Below are 18,675 nucleotides of genomic sequence, written 5' to 3' on the forward strand. Positions count from 1 at the left end.
AGGTAGGGTGCCATCCATGACCCTGGGGAACGACCGTAACGATGTCGAGGGCGAGCAGGAAGCCGCCGAGTACATGGATCGCATCACGCTGCCGGATCAGCGCGTGGCGGTCTTCGGCGACTGGCACGGTAACGCTGGCTGGGCGCGGATGATGGGTCGCGCGCTGCCACGCCTCGCCCCCGATGTGACGACGATCCTGCACCTCGGGGACTACTGGATGAACGGTGATGACGTCGATGACGCCTTCGCCGACACCGGCATCCAGCGGATCCTCGTCACGCTGGGAAACCACGAACCGTATGGGAAGCTCACGCCGCTGCTAGACAAGCATCCCGGCGCAGCCGTGCGTGTGTCGCGCCTGACCTGGATCCTGCCGCGCCCTGCTCGTCTGTCCATCGGTGGCCGGAGTGTTCTCTCGCTCGGAGGGGCATCGTCGGTCGACCGGGAGTCTAGGCAGGAAGGGTTGACCTGGTGGCCGCAGGAGGCCCTGACCGACGAGGACGTAGAAGCGGCTGTCGCCGGAGGACCCGCGGACCTGATGCTCACGCACGAGTCCCCGGCCGGCACCCCAGTACGCCCCGTCCGCGAAGTCCTGCGCACGAACCCGCACTGGTTCTCGAAAGCCGCACTGGAGGCGTCCGCGGAGTCGCGTGCGCGCATTTCGAAGGTATGGGACGCCGTGCGCCCTGAGCTGCTCGCTCATGGACACATGCACGTCGCGGGGGGTGGCAGGACGGAGGACGGTCGGCGCGTGGCGAGCCTTGGGCGAGAGGGCCACGAGTGGAACCTCGGGATCCTCGATATGAACAACCTCCGGATGGCGACGCCGAGCCTGGCGATACTCCGCGGACTCGCCGAGGACGGTGGTTCTCGTCGCACCCGGGAGCAGCGGATGAACAGCGTCGCCGAGTCCCTGCACTCGGGAGTCCTGGACGGATTGAGGCCTTCCGCTCAGGCGCTCCGGGACGCTCGGGACTACATCGACGGGGTTCGCAACCTCGACGAGATCATCGAAGACGTCCGCCGTCGCCACACGCGCATGACCGAGGAAGAGTCATGAGCGAGGACGGTCCGACCCCCTGGGGCGAGATCGTTGGCCCGTGCTACACGGTGACGAGCATGGCCCGCACCCTCGGCTGGACTGAGACAGAGGTTATGGAGGCCGGAAACGATCTTCGCCTCCTCATGCTGCACACGACAGACGACGTCTACCTCTTTCCAGAGTTTCAGCTACTGGACGGCAAGGTGGTCGAAGGGCTGACGGAGGTTCTCAACGTTCTCCGTACCGGGGTGGATGACTCGTGGACCTGGACGCAATGGTTGAACGTCGCGCTGCCCGATAAGTACCCTCGCCGCAACATCACGCTGCTCCGCCAAGGGCGTCTCGAGGAAGCATTGCGGGATGCCCGCCATGTCGCTTGGGCTTGGAGCTCCTGACTTCGGTGCCTGTAGAGGACGAATGGGAGACCAGCTCGACGTCCCACTGCGATGGAGGTGATGCAGTCACGCTTCGGTGGCGACGAGGATTCATCCCGTCAAGACAGCAAGCAACGAATTCGTCAGGATGACGATGGAGATGGATCCCGTCGTTCCGCGATACCCCGTCCTTCGGCTCTGGGAGATCAGTCTCCGCGACAACAGCAGGACAACGAGGCCCACCCCGACCAGAGCCCACCCGACGCTCATACGCCCATTCGGCTGGTCAGCCAGGTAAGTCCCCGGCGGACGCCACGTGAAGGAGATCGCACCAACATAGCGTCGCCGGGCCCCGCGGGTGCTCCTAGCGTCAGCGGGCTCGATACCCGCGCCATCAAGTCGAATGCGTCTCGGACAGCGTCGGGTGTGGTCTCCAACTCCTCGTAGTAGTGCGTGAAGCCCCGCAAATCCTTCACCACCATGGTGACGCGCACCGGACCGTGAGAAGTGCCTTCGAGGCTTGTCATGGTGTTGTCCTTGAGTCCGTATATCTGTGAAGCGAATCGTCATATGTGAGACGCACTGTCGCGTCCCCCGTTACGCGAAAGCGGTGACTCTTCCGCCAGATCGCCCGGAGAGATTCGCTGGGTGGAGCGGGGTGGGGATGCTCCACCCAGCGGCCCGTGATGGGCTTCTCGACACTGGGGAGGGTCGAGCGGGGCAAGAGAGCCCCACAACTTAGGAGACGAGGCGTCCTCGAAAATCTGTCGGCGTTCCGGAGAAATTCTTTTGCGGCGACGGCTGCGCCTCGAGAGTGGGAGACCGGGTCATGTCCCGGCCGAGTTCACCCGTCCTGATGCATCTCCGCTCACCCGCGCGCCGTTGGCTGTCTCTGCATCGATACTGACGTCGTACACAACGCCTTCGGAAGCTGAATGCGTAACGATGAACAGCCCGCCCTGAGGTGAGGGGGCCGACGTCACGCATATGGCTAGGTCACCAGCCAGGGTGCAATCCCACGTGTCGGGGGCGTGGATGCCCACGATCTCGTTGTCGATGTCGATGCGCAGCTCTCTCACCGTCCAGGCTCCACCATCGAGATTGAACGACACATCGAGCTGTGTCACGGTCGATTCCCCTTCGGCGCCGACCGTGAGATAACCGCCCTCGAGTGGTGCGAACCAAAGAGTTCGCGTCGTGAAGGTGGTCAGCACGATAACCAGGACGACCGCGCCGACTGCCAAGAGAGCGGATCCGCCGATGAGCAAGCGCTTGAAGAGAACGCGACGCGTCGCGCGCGGTGCATCGAGTTCGGGCGTTGAGCGGTCGGCGCCATCGTCCGGACCAGAGTCAGCGACGGCTGCCGGAGCGGGCCCCGCCACCTCCCAGGCGACGATGACCAGGGGAACAAGGCCGAGGGCGGATAACGCCCCGAAGCGCCCCCACGCACGGCGACAGCGTCTGCAGGTGGCGAAGTGATCTGCGGAGCGGCCGGTGCTCGTACTGTCGGGGGTGTCGCCTACTCGTTCGGGCAGACGCTGCGCGGCGGCTGAGCAGTCCGGGCGCGCGTTCACCTCTAGAACGAGGCGCAAAGTTGTGCGCCGCAGATTCGCCCGCGCTCGCGCGGAGAGAGAGTAGATCGCAGATGCGGGCCGATGGAGAGTGGCTTCCAGCTCGGCGGGCTTTCTCCCCTCGAGCACAGTGGCCCTCAGTACGACCCTCTGATCCTCGGGCAGCTCGTCGAGCGCACGACGGACGAGTGCGAGTTCTGCCCCGACGTCGATCTGCTCGATTCGCGGATCCTCAGGGGCGGCGACGTCGTCGTCGTCGGAGAGAAGGACGACTTTGGAACGAGGTGATTTCACTGCGTCGTTGACGCGATTGCGCATGATCTGGGCCATGTAGGCGACGACGTTCTCGGTAGGTCCTTTCCCTGCAGCCCATTGGGAGAGCACAGAGACGATTGCGTCTCCAAGGAGATCTTCGGCCTCGTATGCGGGACCGGAGAAGCGGCGGGCAAGCGCAGATAGCGCCGGAAGGTGGTTCGCGAGTAGTTGCCCGGCGGCGACTCGATCCCCAGCCGCCGCGGCCACTGGTAATTCCTCAGGAGCCAGTGCAGCAGCGGGTTGATCCGCACTCCCAAGGCTGTCTGAGTCGCGGGTCCTTCGAAGTTCGCCGGGCGTCGTGGTCATGGTGTCTCTCCGCGTGTCGTCGGTGCATGGTTCCGTCCGCGCACGACTGTGCCCCACCTCTTCGACGCATCGGTGAGGCGGGGCACAGTTGTGCACGCAGTGGCGAGTGCCCTACCCGGCGGCAGGGCACTCACCTCGCTACTTACTCAGCGGCATCCGTCGCCAGTTCGACGCGGCGACGTCGAACGTAGAGGAGGACGGCACCGGCGAGCAACAGAAGCAGGCCGGTGGTGACCACTCCGATGGCGATGGTTCCGCCGGTGATGGCGAGGGGCGGGGGAACGTCCTCTGGCCACTCGGGGACTGCGCACGCCTCAGCATCGGCCGTGAGGTCGTTGTGAGAGAGTCCTGCCGTGTTCGCGAAGCCGCCGTTACCGTCCGAACCCGGTGCAGGGCAGACGATGGCGGTGCTGTCTGCCGTTGCCGTGTTCAGGAACGCGACGACGGTGACTCGGTAGACGTGCTGCATGCCGGCAGCGAGGGAGACGTTCGCAGCGACAACGTTCGCAGCTTCACCCTCTGCCCCACGGCCGGTCCAGCTGGCTGCGGGCGTGACTCCCTCCGGAGCGGCGGTGACCGCTGCGGAGCGAACCTCGATGCCGGTGCCGTAGCGCAGGCGGTCGGTGGCTGTGTAGTCGCCGGCAGCTGCACCATCGTTGACGACGGTGATGGTGTAGTTCACCGTCCACAGTCCGTCGGCGCCCTGGATGGGTGCGCCTGCCATGGCCTTGGTGATGCTGACCGACGGCAGGGCCGCGCAGTCGGTATCGCTGACGGTGTTGTCGTTCTCGTCGGTCAGGGTGGCTGCGTTGTTCAGGCCCTGTTCGACGAAGTTGTCGCCAGCCGGTGCGGTGCACGCAGGCGATGCAGTGCCGTCCGAGCCCACCGCGGTGGGATCGAAGGCCAGCGGGACGTTGACGGTCACGGTGACCCGGTAGACGTGCGGGGCGTACCCGTCGTCGTCCAGACCGATAATCGGCACGTCCGTTGCGATGCGCTGGTCGGCATCACCGTCGAATCCGTCGTTGATGTCGACACCGGCGGGGCCGGTGACCGTTACCGTGTCGACGGTGACCTGCGGGGCGAAGAGGAACTCGTCGTCCAGATCGTAGGTGGTCGCCTCGGTGCCGGTGTTGCCGACGGTGAGGTCGTAGACAACCTCCCACTGGCCGTCGCCGACTGGGTTAGCGGAGACGAGCGCCTTGTCGAGGGTCGGCTGACCCGGGATGACACAAGCGTTGTCCGTGTCCTCAATGCCGTTCCAGTCCACCGTGGCGGTGTTGTTCAGTGTGCCCGGAAGCGCCTCGCCGCCCGGCGCGGTGCACACGTCACCGTCGGGAAGGTCGATGCCTGCGAGGTCGGCGGAGTACCGCACGACGACCGTGTAGGTATGCACCACCGGGGCACCAGCAGCGCCCGCGATGGGCTGGTCGGTCACGATGCGCGTGTCCGTCAGGCCATTGAAGCCAGCGTTGATGGCCACAGACTCGGCTACGTCGGACGTCACGCTCTGAACGCCGACGATCTCGACACCCGCTCCGGGGTTGAGCTCGTCATCGAGGTCATAGAGACCTACGCCGGGACCGCTGTTCGTGACAGTGATCTCGTACGTGGCGTCGTACTGACCCGGCTGTCCGTCAACCGGAGTCACAGCACCGGAAAGCGACTTGGTGATCTCGATGAGCGGGGGCGTGGCGCACGCATCGTCTGCCTGGTCCTCACCGTTGTGGGTGAGACCTGCAGTGTTCGCGAATCCACCAGCTTCGCCCGAACCGGGTGCCGGGCACTCAAGGCTTCCCGGCGTGACAGCCGCGGTGTCCATCGACGCGATGACCACGACTCGGTAGGTATGCGTTGCTCCCGCGTCGAGAGTGACATCGCTCGCGATGACGTTCTCGGCCGCATCAGCCGCCGCACCCTGGCCGGTCCATCCTGCGTTCACCGTGACGCCAGCGGGGCTGGCGTTGATGTTCGCGGACTGGACCTCGATGCCCTCGCCGTACTGGAGCTGGTCGGTGACGGTGTAGTCACCGGCTGCTTGTCCCGTGTTCGTGGCGGTGACGTCGTAGGCAATGGTCCAGGTGCCGTCGCCGTTTTCAGTGGGGCTTCCTGCTACGAGCTCCTTATCGAGCTCAATGAGGGGAAGTGTCGGGCAGACCTCGTCCTCGGTCACGATGCCGTTGCTCGTCAACGTGGTCGAGTTCGCGAGTCCACCGGCGTCACCAGTGCCCGGCGCCGGGCACTCTAGCGAACCCGGGTCGATGGTGGCTTGGTCCATCTGAACGGTCACCTCGACCTGGTAGGTGTGCGAGGCGCCAGCGGCAAGTGTGATGCCTTCCGCGATGACGTTCTCGGCTGCATCTGCGGCAGCACCGAGTCCGGTCCAGCCTGCGTTCACCGTGATGCCGTCCAGCGAGCGAACTTCCTTCTCGACGATTTCGATGTCCTCACCGAAGTGGAGTCGGTCGGTCACGTCGTAGTCGGCGTCGGCCGCTCCAACGTTCGTGGCGACGATGTCGTAGACCACCGTCCATGTCCCATCGCCGTTCGGCGTCGGGCCCGCCGAGACCGACTTGTCAACGGTCACGACACCCACCGTGATGCAGGCGGAGGCGTCGTCGGTGAGATCGTTGTGCTCGATCTCCGCCGTGTTAGACAGGCCGCTACCTCCGGCACCCGGCTCTGCCGAGCACGGTGTGATGACGGGGCTGCCCTCGGTTCCTTCCGCAAGGCCGATGATGACCTCGATGCGGTAGGTGTGCGTGCCGCCTGCGGGAAGGGTGACGTCCGTTGCGATGACGTTCTCTGCAGCGCCCTCGGCGCCGAGTCCGGTCCACGTCGGGGACGTGGCGACCGGAGCTTCGACAACCTCGCCGGAGATGACCGACAGGTCGCCGTCAGCGGTCATGCGGTCGGTGACGTCGTAGACGCCTGCGGCACCACCGTCGTTGGTAGCAACGACGTCATAGGTGACGGTCCACGTTCCGTCGCCGTTGGCCGTCGGACCAGCGGAGACGGACTTGGTGATGTCAATCGACGGCACCGGCGCGCAAGCCTGATCGGGCTCGATCTCACCAGAGGGCAGCGTCAGCGCAGAGGTGTTGTTGAAGGCGGTGTCAGTGTCCGCACCCTCAGCATCACACTGCGCGGCTGGCGGAGCACCACCGGGCGTCAGCTGCAAGGGGACGTCGGCGACCACGGTCAGTTCGTAGACGTGCGCGGCGTACCCGGCATCGTCCGAACCGAGCAGCGGTACGTCGGCAGAAACGGCGACGTTACCCTGACCGTCCCACGCCGGAGTGGCGAGGGTGACACCTGCAGGCGAGCTGGTCACCGCGGCCGAGGCGATGGTGACCTCGTCGGCGAAGTGGAGCTCATCGGCCAGGGAGTACGACGTGGAAGCAGTCGACGTGTTGGTCACGGTGAGCGCGTACACGATCTCCCACTGACCACCACCGATGGGGGTCGCCGAGACGATCTCCTTCGTGTGGGTCGGAGAGCCCTCGACCTCGATCCCCGCAGGGTCACAGTTGATCGTGGGGGGAACTTCCGAGTCACCGGGGATCGCGGCGGTGGCGCAGGCGGTGTTCACGACCGTGTCCAGGCCGCCAGCCTCAAGCACGATAGAGAACTCGTGCGCTTCCTCCGCCCCCGGCGCGAGCTCGTCTACGGTGAACGACCCCTCGGGGAACAGATCATCTGTGATGACGAGGTCAGTCAGGGTTCCCTGACCTGTATTCGTGATGACGATGCGGTACGGGACCGTGTCGCCCACCTGGTAGGTGGGGTACTCGGCTGCGGTGTTCGCGTCGACCCACTCGCCCGCGGCGTTCTGCACGTACTTCTTCAGGGATGCCGAGTAGAAGTTCGCGACGGTGATGGGCGCGGAGGTCCGCATCACGAGCCCGGTGTGCTCGGCGATGGCTTGGGCGCGGTTGACGAGGATGTCTCCGCCCTCGACGCCATCTGTCTCGATCCCGACGACGAACGATTGCGTCGCCCCGGGGAGCAGCTCCGGGCCGAGGACACGGATGGCCGTGACGTTGGCAGGACGCGTGGTGGTCCAACCCACCGTGTTGCCCGTCGGGTCACCGGCGGAACCGTTCGACGCATCTGACGGGTCGTCGCTCAGCGTTGTCGGGTCGACGTCGGTGTAGTAAACCGTCGATCCCGCGACCGTGGTGACATCGGTGAGCGCGTAGGAGCCGGAGAACGAGGTTCCTCGGCCATCACCGTTGTACGGGAGGATGTCGATGGTGTCCGTGAACGCCTGGGTGACGGGGTCCTGCGACCCGAGGGTAACCGTCCACGATCCCGTGCCGACACCGTCGCCAGCGAGGTTGGGGATATACGCCTCGTCGGCGGTCTTCGCGATGGTGGTGAACCCGTCGTTCGGAACCTGGACGTCAACGAAAGAGCGGTCGGAGAGGACGCCGGCGATGGCCGCCTGGGCGATGTTCCTCAGCGCGCTACCTGGCTCCACATCCGCTCCCACACGAGCCTGATAAGTCAAGGCTTGCTGGGTCTCAACGGGCACGCCGTTGAGGTTCCAGGTGAGAGTCTGACCGCCGTCGGCACGGGTCGTGATGACGGGGGCGGGAGTGGCAGATCCGGGGATATAGGTCAGACCAACGGGAAGCTGGTCAGTGAGAGTGACGCCATCGGCAACCCCATCAGCATCTGCACCGGAGAGCTGGTAGTCGAGCGTGTACACGACCGTCTCACCCGGCTGGGCGACAACGCGGTCAGACGACTTCTCGATGAACGGCTGCAGGGCCGCAACGCGGAGGATGTCGCGACGCACGCCGGTCGTGAATGGGTAACGTGCGTCGGGCGTGTTGGTGATTCCGTTCGCCGGAGCGGTTTGGGCGATCCACTGGCCGCCGTTCTGCCGCCATCCACCGAACTCCCAGATGTCCTGCCCGGGCGCGACGCCGTCCTTGATGATCTGACGAACGTGCATGCCGCTGTTGTTCGACGGGTTCAAGGCCGAGTACGGGAACTGAGCACGCACTGCCTTGACGAGAGACTTATCCGCGGGCTCGACAGTCGTCCATCCGGTCGCGCCGATGTCCGCGCCGCCCTCGTTACAGGTGAATGCGTTGGGGTCATAACCCGCCGAGTTCGGATCCACGGAAGCAGCCGTACCGACGTAGTACTCGTAGACGATGTTCGTCGTGTCCATCCCCGTAGTCACTACGGAGTCGTAGGTCACGTAGCGAGAGTCGAGAGGCATGCACAAACCGAATTGCGCGTCCGCGGGAACAAGACCGGCAAAGATCGGGCCCATACCAGTGATCGCGCTTGCCTGCACACGCTCGCCGGTGGGGACGCGGTAGGTGTCGTCCCAGTTCGTGCCGCCCGAGTTGGTATAGATGCGGTCCCAGACGGTGGCGAAGGCGCCGAAGTCAACGATGACCTTCTGGGCCTGGTTGTTAGCCGCGTTGTCGGTGTATGTGGCACCGGAGACGGAGGTGTACGTCGGGGTGTTCGCCTGGATGTTGATGGTTTGTGCCGCCGCCGAGTTCACGCGAAGGACGATCTCTCCTGTCGCGATGACGTCGACCGATGGGGAGATGCCCGCGCCGGTCGAGTCCTTCTGAGCGGCGGTGACAGCGGAGTAGTCGATGCCCGTAAGCGTCAGGTTGAATGTGTTCGCGCCGGTCTGGGTGATGTTGCAGGAAGACACGAAGCGGCTGAGTTGGTCAGCCGGGTGGTTGCCGCTGGTCCAGGGGTGCCCGCCTGCCACGCCCGCCGTGAAGGGCCGGCACGCTCCGGGTCCAACGGCCATGGTGGCTCCGACGTTGTTGTTCGTCGTGATGGTGTAGGTGATGCTGTTCGGCCCAGCTTCACTGTTGGCGCCGAGCTGCAGCGACCACTGGAAGCGGTAGTCGGTCGTGTTCGCTGCGTTGTTACGGTCATAGTCGTTGGTCGGCGTGCCGAAGGTGAAGTCCAGCGAGAACGGGTTCTGCGTCGGGATCGGGGGGACCGCTGCCGTGTCACCGGGCACGCTGCCGCTGATGCTGAGGGCATCGCCAGTCTGGCCGTTCGCTTCCACCGTCGCGAGGAAGACGGCGCTCGTGCCCTGGTTACGGGTGCCGAGATTACAGGTGAGGACAGTGCCGTCAGCGGAGATCGACGACGCGGGTGTCACTCCATCCGTCAGACACAACGCGGGGATGTCCACGAAGATCCCAGCCGTAGCTATCAGCGTGGCCGTGACGTTGTCCACGGGTGCATTCGATGGTGCAGCTGCGTCGTCGTTGACATTCACGCGCCATTCGGACACCACGGTGTCACCTGCGGCGACGCTCGTCGGCGCGTCGACCCACTGCCCTTCGATCTGGTACACCGGGGCTGCCATTGCCGGAGTGGCCACGAACAAGCTCGCGATGATGGCCAGGATGGTGGCCAGCACGGCCGCCATCTGCCGGCGGCGTGCACCGTACTTCGGGCGCGTGAGCGCACCACGATTAGACATGTCTCCCCCTCGGAGCCGTAACTCGTTCCTCACGCCATATGCACCACGCGTTCCCAGCTCTCAATCAGGAAACTCGCATACTGCCCGCACACAGCTAGTCGTTCGAATGCTAGACCTCAGGCTGATGACGAATTCGCGATCTCACCCCTTTACGAGGAAAAATCACCCCTCAGGCGGCCTGCGCACGCGACTAGAACCTGCTGTACCAGCGGGCACCGCCTGGAAGAATGGCGGGGTGGGTGATGTGCCCACGGAAGGGTGCGAATGATGGGCGGGGAGGACGAGAGCTCTGCGTTAGGTCGGATCACGCAGGCCCGAAAGGATGAGGAATGGGATCAGGTTCTCGCATTGCTGCGGGACCACTGGAGCGAGCTCGTACAGGACGATCCCCATGCGCTGCTGGACATCATCGGGTCTCTTTCAGCGCCGGTGCTGGAGCAGAACCCTCGATTGCGCCTTGCCGACCAGCATCTGAGGCGAACGCTCCGGCGAGACCCCGAACCCCGAGCGTATAGAGATATCCTTACTGATGACCCTGACGCTGCCCCGCTCGACCGTCTCGCCGCGCTCACGGGACGGATCGCCGCGGCGCGCGCGGCCGGCCGTCACCGAGATGCCGTAGACGCCACCGACCGTGCCGTTGCGGCGTTGCGCGAGCTGCCCGTCGAGGTGATCCCCTCCTTCGGGAACGCGTTGCCCGAGTTTCACTATCACTGGGGCGTCACCTACTTGTTGGTGTCGAGGTTCGCTGACGCCATGGAGCAATTCACTCGCAGTCATGATTGGGCCGTAACCGTCGACAACCGGATGGTTTCGACGCGTGCGGGCGGTGCGATAGCGCTCGTTCACGCGCTTCACGGACGCGGTCGAGACGCAAAGACATGGTTGTCGAAGTTGCCGTCCGTGCCTGATGAGGCATGGTGGGCTGCCGATGCGCGCACTGCTGCCACGATTGCCGAGGCAATTGTCCTCATCGAACAACTTCAACTGGATGCAGCGCGCAGCCTCCTCGCCGGGATTCAGATCGCGTCGTCGCCGGATCTTCTAGGCCCATACTTCGCAGTTCGTGCTTTCATCATCGATGACGACCGGGCTGAGGCACAGTCCCTTCTCTCTGAGTTCGACTCCTTCGTTGAAGGCCTGGCTCCCGAGTACGCGGAGGTTCCGTTGAACGCCGAATATTCGGCTCTGGTGCGCTACCTCCTTCTTCAGGTGCTTCATCAGCCCGAGCGTGCGGTCCGCGCGCTCGGACCCACGAAGGTTGGCGTCGAGGCGAGTGTCGTTCAGCAGGTAGGCGTGACGCTTCACGCTCTCCGCATGGTCAAGCTCGGACAAGTGACGGCCGCTCGGAAGATCGTCGCCCCGCTCTTGCACGTTTCCAGCGCGAGGCCCCGCGTTCTCCTTCCAGCGTTGGTCATCGCCGCCGCGAGCGACGCCGTGGACCAGCAACAGGAACTACTCCGGCGCGCTGTTGGGCTGGCTAGCTGGAACGGCTGTTACGCCGCCCTCGCCTTCGCACCCGTCGAGCAACGCGTGGCTCTGGCCGAGCTCCTTCGCGAGTGTGAGGGTGACGAGATAGCTGACCGTCTCCTTGCTATCGAGGAAAGTACGGCTATCGCAGGCAGCGACACTCTGACACGACGCGAGGCAGCGGTCGTGGAAGCGGCTCTTTCTGGCCTCAGTAACGTTGAGATCTCCGAGCTGCAGCACGTCAGCGTGAACACCGTGAAGACCCACATTCGGATCGCGTACCGGAAGCTCGGCGTCTCGAATAGGACACAACTACTCCAGCTCTACCAGCTGGGACGATAGCGGCCTCGCGCGGCCCTCGACTCCTCTCGCGGCTTCACCCTGGGCCCATTGCGGACCTGCGCCATCCAAGAAGGTGGCGAAATCCTCTCAAGGCTCACTTGCCTTGACGCTGGTCTAATTCGCGCACCCTTGCGCGGCGCCCGCCCGTGCACGCCGCCGTCAGAGCACCGGGCGGGTTGCTAGAAATCCGAGGCGGCACACACTTCCGGAAGGTCGAGGACCTCGCCCACGAGCATGATGCCGCCGCTGGAGTTGGCGGTGTGCATGAGTTCCTCGATTCGTGCCCCCGATAAGGGAGACGCAGTTCGTGCCGCTCGCTTTGATTTGGCGGGTGGGCTGAGCCAGCCTGTCTACGTCGACGACCTGTCTCAGAGATGACCGTCTACGAGACGATTCCAGTGAGCCTCTCGCCCACGGCGTGCCGCTGTCTTATGACCCGTGTCCGTGAACTATGACTCAACAGGCACGTTCAAGAGACCTCGAGTCCAGTCGCCCCCCGATACCTCGCGGAACCACCCGCAGAGAAGCCCCAACCTGCGAGCACTGGGGCTATACGCTCCCAGTTCGCGGTCCAGGCTTGTACTCCCTGAACTGCAAGACGTTGTCCCGCGGCACGTCACGGTCAAGAACCGCCTCGCCATTCGACGAGGTGCGCAACCGCCGCAGCATGTCCCCGAGCTCCCGCCCCTCACTGCCGCAGTCCAAGATCAGCGCCTGGAGAAGTTCAGCACGAGTGGTGCGTTCCCCGGAAGCGACCGCTCGGTCCATCAGGGCATCGAGGCGCTGGTCAAGCGCCAAGGGGAATCGGAAGCTCACCTGCCTGTCCCGACTCAACCGCAAAAGCTCGGCTGCGTCGACCGAGTGTCGCTTCTCTGCCATGTCCCACCCCCCAGCTACCGTAAACATATGTCTAAGAGAGGTATGTCTGACCTCCTGACAACCATGATGGCTGCTGGGGGTGTCACCCGTCTAGATGCCCGGGACCACCGTCTCGCGCACGATGCACTGCGCCGCCTCGGTGAGACCGCCGACGGAGTATCTGCCCTCAACACATTCGGCGTCTCTCGTTCTTGGCAACCGGACGCCGAAGTGGGCTCACGGGTTCCCGGCGTGACTGCCTCGCTGTGGGACGCAGTCCGAGACGGGCGCCTTCAGGTCCACGAAAGCGACGCCGGCGCCGACTTCGTGCTCGCAGATAACGAGACCGCTTCTGCTCGACGTCGGCTCAGCCGTCTCCCTGCCGGCCAGGCTACTGCGATCTACCTCACCGGCACGGACTGGGCTTCGCGCTCCACAGCGCGGAAGAACTCGGCGAGGGCGGCAACGTCGTCCTCGTCGACTCGACAGGTAAGCCGCGCGTAACCTCGCCAGGTGATTCCGTCGCGGCTCCACGACGCCTTGAGCTCGAGTTGCCCCTGACCCCTTCCGGTCAATGGCGTAGCCGTGACCTTCAGCTGACGTTGCCGCGACGCACGCTCACGCGGGGGCCATACGCCGATCCATTCCGACGGACCCACCTGACTCCAACTGACATACCTGAGTCCACGCAACGCGCGGAGGGCCTCATCGGCCGTCTGGAACCGTCTCGACGGATCGGGGTTCATCAGTTTGCGCACGAAACTCACGACTGCGGGCGAGACCCACGGCTTAGGTGACAGGTGCGACGGTCCGAGAGTCGGCCTCCCCTCTGCCGCCCGTCTGTCGAGCGTCTCCTGATTCAATGCCGCGTAGTCGAAAGGGCCATTCAGCATCTCGAAAGTGGTCATGCCCGTGGAGTAGAGGTCGCCACGTTCGTCGACCTCACCAGAGGCGAACTCGGGCGGACGGTATAGGAGTGTGCCTCCTGACGCGCTGACGGAGCGCGAGTCCAGATTCATTCGCGCAGCGCTGCCGAAGTCTCCGACGAACCCCTGTGTACGAGTGCCATCCAACATGATGTTGCCGGGCTTGATGTCACGGTGCACGTACCCCGCTGTCGCGTGCAGGTATGCCAGCCCCTCCAGGATGCATGCGGTAATGTCCAGCGCATCCTTCGTACTGAATCGATGACCGGATGTGAGGGCGGCGTGGATGCTCTCGCCCTCATAGTAGTCCGTGATGAAGGTAATCATCTTCATCGACGCCGGGTAGTCCGCGTCCCATTGAGCCTCTCGGACTTTGATGAGGCGAGGGTGGTTGAACGATTCCAACAGACGCGGTTCGCTCTGCGCGACGCCGTCCGCGATTCCCAACACCGTGATGGTTTTCTGAACGCAGTGCTTCTGGAGGAGATCGTGCCAGTACAGGCCCGTGATTCCGGTGTTGCCTTCAGCAATCGTCCTCAAGAACGAATAGGTCGCTGGGGCGAGATCCTGGATCCGAGCGCTGTCCCCGAGTATCGCCATCAGCGTCTCAGCTCCGCCAGAGCGGCGAGGGCGGCGAGGTCCCTCTTGTTGGCCCAGTACGGCGAATGTGGCTCAAGGTGGTCTGCGACGAACGAGGTCAGCGGCCCTCGTTTCGGGAGGCCGAGCGTGGACCTTACCCGAGCCCTGGGTATGCGTACCGCGGCGATGCCGTGTGTATGAGCGGCGTACATGACTGCTGCTTCAAGAGAGATTCGTGGCACGAGGGTCGTGAAGTTGGGCTTGTTCTGCCCACCCGTCTCGGCATCCAGGATTACGACGTTCGTGATGGAGAATCGCTCGAACAGCCGAGTAGCTTCATCGACCGCGTTCGCGATCTGCGTGTCGAGCGGCGTGTCACCGGAGAGTGCGATGTTGGGCGGAGCGTCCTGCACCACCCCATCGTCACTCAGCACCGCCAGCCAGAGGCCACTCGTAGTCCCATTGATACCGAGAAACGCCATTATCTCCCCCGTGCATATTGAGCCGACCCGCAAGGCGAGGCCCTGTTGTGCATTTCATACTTCCGCATGAGTGTGAGGGGTTCAACAGCGGCGCCATCGCGTCGGCAGTCGAACTGTCCGAGCTGAGCTCTACAGTCGACGCCATGGTGAACGTGGGGTATGCGAGGGTCTCGACAACTGACCAGCGCGAAGACAGCCAGACTGACGCTCTCGACGCTGCCGGCTGCGAGAGGATCTTCATCGACCGCGCATCCGGGACGTTATCTACTCGCCCCGCCCTCACTGACGCGCTTGAGTACCTTCGAGCCGGCGACACCCTCGTTATCACCAAGCTCGACCGCCTCGGACGGAGCGTGAAGAATCTGACCGAGCTCAGCGACGAGCTCGACCGCCGCGGAGTCGGGCTTCGAGTCCTGACTCAGGGCATCGACACCACCACTCCCGGCGGGAAGCTGTTCTTCCACATGCTCGCTGCCATCGCGGAGTTCGAACACGGCCTCATCGTTGAGAGGACGACCGCCGGACTCGCGGCGGCGAAGGCGCGTGGCCGGCGCGGAGGTGCGAAGCCGAAGATGACCCCGGCGAAGATCCGCCAGGCGCGTGCCATGTACGACAGTCGAGAGCACACAGTCCAAGAGATCGCTGATGTCCTGGGCGTGGGCCGAGCAACCATTTATCGGCATCTATACCTCCATCGCGGATAGCACCGCCCAGCCCTCGTCGGATCCTATTCCTCAGTGCTAGGCAACAAACTTCGCGAGTGCTGCGCGCTTCGCTTGGAGGCGCGTGTCTAGGATCATCGACTCTCTGGGGCCCGTGAACGTACGAATCGCCTTATCGAGCGCGACGGCCGGCTCACCAATCAGTTTCGGTTGCAGAATATCCAGCATCTGCTCAAGCTGCTCCTGGGGTCCACGGAATGCCAGCGTGCCTGCGAGGTTCTGACCGGTGATTTCGACCAGCGCAAGCGCAGCCTCGTCGGGCGTGAACCGCTCGAGAAGCTCGGCGTAGATTGGGTCCGCCTTTACGGATACTCCGCTTCGGCGACCGAGGTAGACGTCAGCCAGTGCGGCCACATAGCGTTCCCGAACTCCTAGCGGAACCTGCTGTTCTCCTACGTAGTCCCTTAGCTTCCGAGCAACTGGAGGCTCATTGTAGAAGTTGTTCATCCCCTCATGGGCCGAAAGCAAATCGGCCACAAGTGCGTCGATCTCCACCGCCCGCTGGTCATCCGGGAGGTAAGAAGCCGCTCCTCCGACCGTCTCGAGCAGCTCGCGCGCGAGGTCTGCTTGCTCGTAATCCATGTTCGCCTTGAACCGCCCGAACTTGACACCGAACGCCGCGCGCGTGCGCTCGGCGATATACGGCCAGAGATACGGGAGAAGCAGACGGATGTTGTCGCGAGCACGCGTCGAAGAATCGGTGCGAACGTAGATCCCGAACAACCCGTTGGCGAGTGCAGTCACCTGCTCGTCTCGAAGATTCTGAAACAGCGTGGCGTATGCCGCAGCATCCGACTTCCCGACCTTCGCGTCGCGGACGTTCCGAAGTAGACGCGACGTGTCGACCATCGTCTGCGATTCCGGAAGCATGATTACTTCGGAGATGCAGGTCTCCACGTAACCGAGAAGTTGAAATGGCTTCAGTTCGTGCTGATTGGGGTGCGCGGCACTCGCATGATTCCGCATGAACCTGACGACATCAAGCTGGCGGTGCCCGATGCTTGAGATGAACCCCACGGTCGCCGCGGCCCGGATCAGTTCATCGTCCGTGAGTTTCGTGAGGTCATCGGGATCTGTGAGGTCCTTGCGCTTCTCTGGATCCGAGACGGCGAGGTCGAAGAAGTAGCTGAGGTCGTAGTCGACAATCCGGCGCCGAAGCTCTCCGATGGTCTCATCCCATAGGTAATTGAGTGCAGCATCGAAGAGGCCGGCGCTGACCGCGAGCGCGAACTTGGACAAATACATAGAGGTCGAGCGATAGCCGACCGGTAGCCGACTTATCGCTCCCTCCAGGTTTCCGAGCACTGAGACTCGGTCCTCAATTGGGATCAGCACTGACTCGCTCGGCAGTCCGAGCGAAGAGACATGGTCCAACATCCTGTCTTCGAACGAGGTGATTGACGTGCTGAGATCCGAAGACCCTCCGAGTACAACGACATCCTTGCCTGACTTCTTCGCCATTGCGCTTATCCCCCACTCATTCGCTGGCAAGAGTATTGCAGAGGATGTGCTGCGAGGACGTGTTCAAGGGGTCCTACACTCGTGCTGGGAGGGACTCGATGCTTAGCGAACGTGCGCGCGTACTGATTACCGTGAAGGCTTCTCCGGAGCCGTCGAAGACATACGGCGACACCGTATGCGTGGCCGGGGTCCGCTTGAACGACGACGGGACCGGGTCCTGGGTGCGCATCTATCCCGTGGCCTTCCGACACCTGGACTCTGCTCAGCAGTTCAAGAAGTTCGAAGTCATCGACGTCGACCTGACCCGCGCGACCAAGGACTCGCGGCTGGAGAGTCACCGGCCCAACTGGGAGACTCTGTCTCGGCAGGTGAAGAACGGGAAGTACACGACGTACCCGAACGATGCACGTGGCCCCATCCTCGAGCAGCTTCTCGGCCCAACCATGTGCGAGCTTCGTGCCGGAGTCGACGCCGACCTCAATGCCCAGTCGCTCGGGCTCGTCGAGGTCCGAGAACTCAAGCCGCTCCAGTTCGTCGAACATGGGCCGTGGACCGCCAAGCAGATTGAAGACATGAAGTCTGCCATGCAGCCGGATATCTTCGGCGACGTCGATGAGACACCGATGCTGATCCCGCCCCGATTCAAGGTCCACTACGACTACTACTGCATGACGCCGTCGTGTAAGGGACACAAGCCTCGCATCCTCGACATGGAGCTGAGCGCACTCCAGTATCACAGCCGGTTCAAGTCGAACGAGGAGCTGAAGGCTCTCATCACGCAGAAGTTCCACACCGAAATGTGGAACGACCGAGTGCGCACATACTTCTTCGTCGGGAACTTCGCCGACATCGTCAAGCGGAAGAACTTCTCCGTGCTCGGCGTCTACAAGCCCCCGCGGGCCTCGGCATACGCAGACGTCCTGTTCTAGACGGTGACGACTCGGTGTCGCAACGCCGACAGCACCAGCTCGCGGTGGCAGCGCGTCTCGTCGGCCTCGAAACAGAGCAGTGCGACCGTTCCCGCCTCGCTGAGAGCGATGACTCGATCCAGTGCGGCATGAGCGGCATCTGACTCGAGGAGCTCGCTGAAGCGATTGCGCGCTTCCGCAGCTGCATCACCCGCCACCTCACCGAATCCGTCCCGGTTGTCGCGGGGGTTCCCCAGCGCCGGAAGGTGCTCGTAGGCGATCCCGTCCGCCTCGAGCCGGTCGCGAAGTCCCGTCTTCGATAGGCCACGCTTCCGGGAAATGGGGTTGAGACGAACGTCGACGAGCGTTTTCACGCCGCGTACGCGTAGCTTCGAGACGAGGCCGTCTTGGTCGAGTCCCTCGTAGCCGACACCGATGACGTTCGCTTGCATGATGGGTCAAGTCTCGCATTCTCGGTGGTGCTTCCGGACCGGATGAGGCGTCGTGGGCTCGCCCAGTGTGCGGGTGCGGAGGCCCGCGATCCCAGTCAGGACAAGCGAAAGGCCCGGTTTCACAAGTGAATCCGGGCCAGTTTCGCAAACGATGTCAGGTGAGTTTCACAAACACACCCGCTGTGCGCGAGGGGGGACTTGAACCCCCACGTCCATGCGGACACTGGCACCTGAAGCCAGCGCGTCTACCATTCCGCCACTCGCGCGAGTCGTCTCGTTCCGAGGAACTCAACTTCGCAAGGCTATCACGCGCTCCCACCCCGCACGAAACCGGCGACAGCGCAGCCTCCTCCCCGCGTGCACCCCCGACATCCGGGGCGAATTCG

11 protein-coding genes and 1 tRNA gene are annotated in these 18,675 nt (G+C 63.7%); 5 read left to right on the forward strand and 7 right to left on the reverse strand.

Annotated features, from left to right (window positions below; all coding sequences use genetic code 11):
- Positions 1-16: 16 nt before the first annotated feature.
- The gene (locus RAC81_RS08270) at positions 17-1,060 is read left to right on the forward strand and encodes a metallophosphoesterase (RefSeq protein ID WP_375081918.1); all 1,044 of its coding nucleotides are present in this window, start codon (positions 17-19) and stop codon (positions 1,058-1,060) included.
- Positions 1,057-1,437 carry a hypothetical protein gene (locus RAC81_RS08275; protein ID WP_375081919.1) on the forward strand — a complete coding sequence of 127 codons (381 nt, stop codon included), beginning with the start codon at positions 1,057-1,059 and terminating at the stop codon, positions 1,435-1,437. The genes RAC81_RS08270 and RAC81_RS08275 overlap by 4 nt, the downstream gene beginning before the upstream one ends.
- 806 nt (positions 1,438-2,243) lie before the next feature.
- Here the strand turns inward: RAC81_RS08275 and RAC81_RS08280 are convergent.
- Together RAC81_RS08280 and RAC81_RS08285 are read right to left on the reverse strand one after the other, a co-directional pair.
- Positions 2,244-3,608, reverse strand: coding sequence for a sigma-70 family RNA polymerase sigma factor (locus RAC81_RS08280; protein WP_375081920.1), 1,365 nt, complete (start codon positions 3,606-3,608; stop codon positions 2,244-2,246).
- Positions 3,609-3,750: 142 nt separating this feature from the next.
- Positions 3,751-10,089 carry a beta strand repeat-containing protein gene (locus tag RAC81_RS08285; RefSeq protein ID WP_375081921.1) on the reverse strand — a complete coding sequence of 2,113 codons (6,339 nt, stop codon included), beginning with the start codon at positions 10,087-10,089 and terminating at the stop codon, positions 3,751-3,753.
- A 267-nt stretch (positions 10,090-10,356) separates the two neighbouring features.
- Between RAC81_RS08285 and RAC81_RS08290 the strand changes: the two genes are divergently transcribed.
- The gene (locus RAC81_RS08290; protein WP_375081922.1) at positions 10,357-11,901 is read left to right on the forward strand and encodes a LuxR C-terminal-related transcriptional regulator; all 1,545 of its coding nucleotides are present in this window, start codon (positions 10,357-10,359) and stop codon (positions 11,899-11,901) included.
- A 1,259-nt stretch (positions 11,902-13,160) separates the two neighbouring features.
- On the opposite strand, the gene RAC81_RS08295 is transcribed toward RAC81_RS08290, so the two are convergent.
- Positions 13,161-14,285 (reverse strand): serine/threonine-protein kinase, encoded by a 1,125-nt coding sequence (locus tag RAC81_RS08295; RefSeq protein WP_375081923.1) that lies wholly within the window; start codon positions 14,283-14,285, stop codon positions 13,161-13,163.
- Positions 14,285-14,746 (reverse strand): hypothetical protein, encoded by a 462-nt coding sequence (locus tag RAC81_RS08300; RefSeq protein ID WP_375081924.1) that lies wholly within the window; start codon positions 14,744-14,746, stop codon positions 14,285-14,287. The genes RAC81_RS08295 and RAC81_RS08300 overlap by 1 nt, the downstream gene beginning before the upstream one ends.
- A gap of 143 nt (positions 14,747-14,889) precedes the next feature.
- Here RAC81_RS08300 and RAC81_RS08305 point away from each other — a divergent pair, with 143 nt between their 5' ends.
- Entirely contained in the window at positions 14,890-15,450 is a 561-nt protein-coding gene (locus tag RAC81_RS08305; protein ID WP_375081925.1) for a recombinase family protein, read from the forward strand.
- A gap of 36 nt (positions 15,451-15,486) precedes the next feature.
- On the opposite strand, the gene RAC81_RS08310 is transcribed toward RAC81_RS08305, so the two are convergent.
- Entirely contained in the window at positions 15,487-16,929 is a 1,443-nt protein-coding gene (locus RAC81_RS08310) for a hypothetical protein (protein WP_375081926.1), read from the reverse strand.
- 131 nt (positions 16,930-17,060) lie between these two features.
- On the opposite strand from RAC81_RS08310, the gene RAC81_RS08315 reads away from it, so the two are divergent.
- Complete coding sequence (locus RAC81_RS08315; RefSeq protein ID WP_375081927.1) at positions 17,061-17,858, forward strand: hypothetical protein; 798 nt, start codon at positions 17,061-17,063, stop codon at positions 17,856-17,858.
- Here the strand turns inward: RAC81_RS08315 and RAC81_RS08320 are convergent.
- Positions 17,855-18,289 carry a DUF488 family protein gene (locus RAC81_RS08320; RefSeq protein WP_375081928.1) on the reverse strand — a complete coding sequence of 145 codons (435 nt, stop codon included), beginning with the start codon at positions 18,287-18,289 and terminating at the stop codon, positions 17,855-17,857. The genes RAC81_RS08315 and RAC81_RS08320 overlap by 4 nt on opposite strands.
- A 183-nt stretch (positions 18,290-18,472) precedes the next feature.
- A tRNA-Leu gene (locus RAC81_RS08325) sits at positions 18,473-18,555 on the reverse strand.
- Positions 18,556-18,675 lie beyond the last annotated feature (120 nt).

The sequence above is a fragment of the Microbacterium sp. CR_7 genome (assembly GCF_041954755.1).
Classification (GTDB): Bacteria; Actinomycetota; Actinomycetes; order Actinomycetales; family Microbacteriaceae; genus Microbacterium.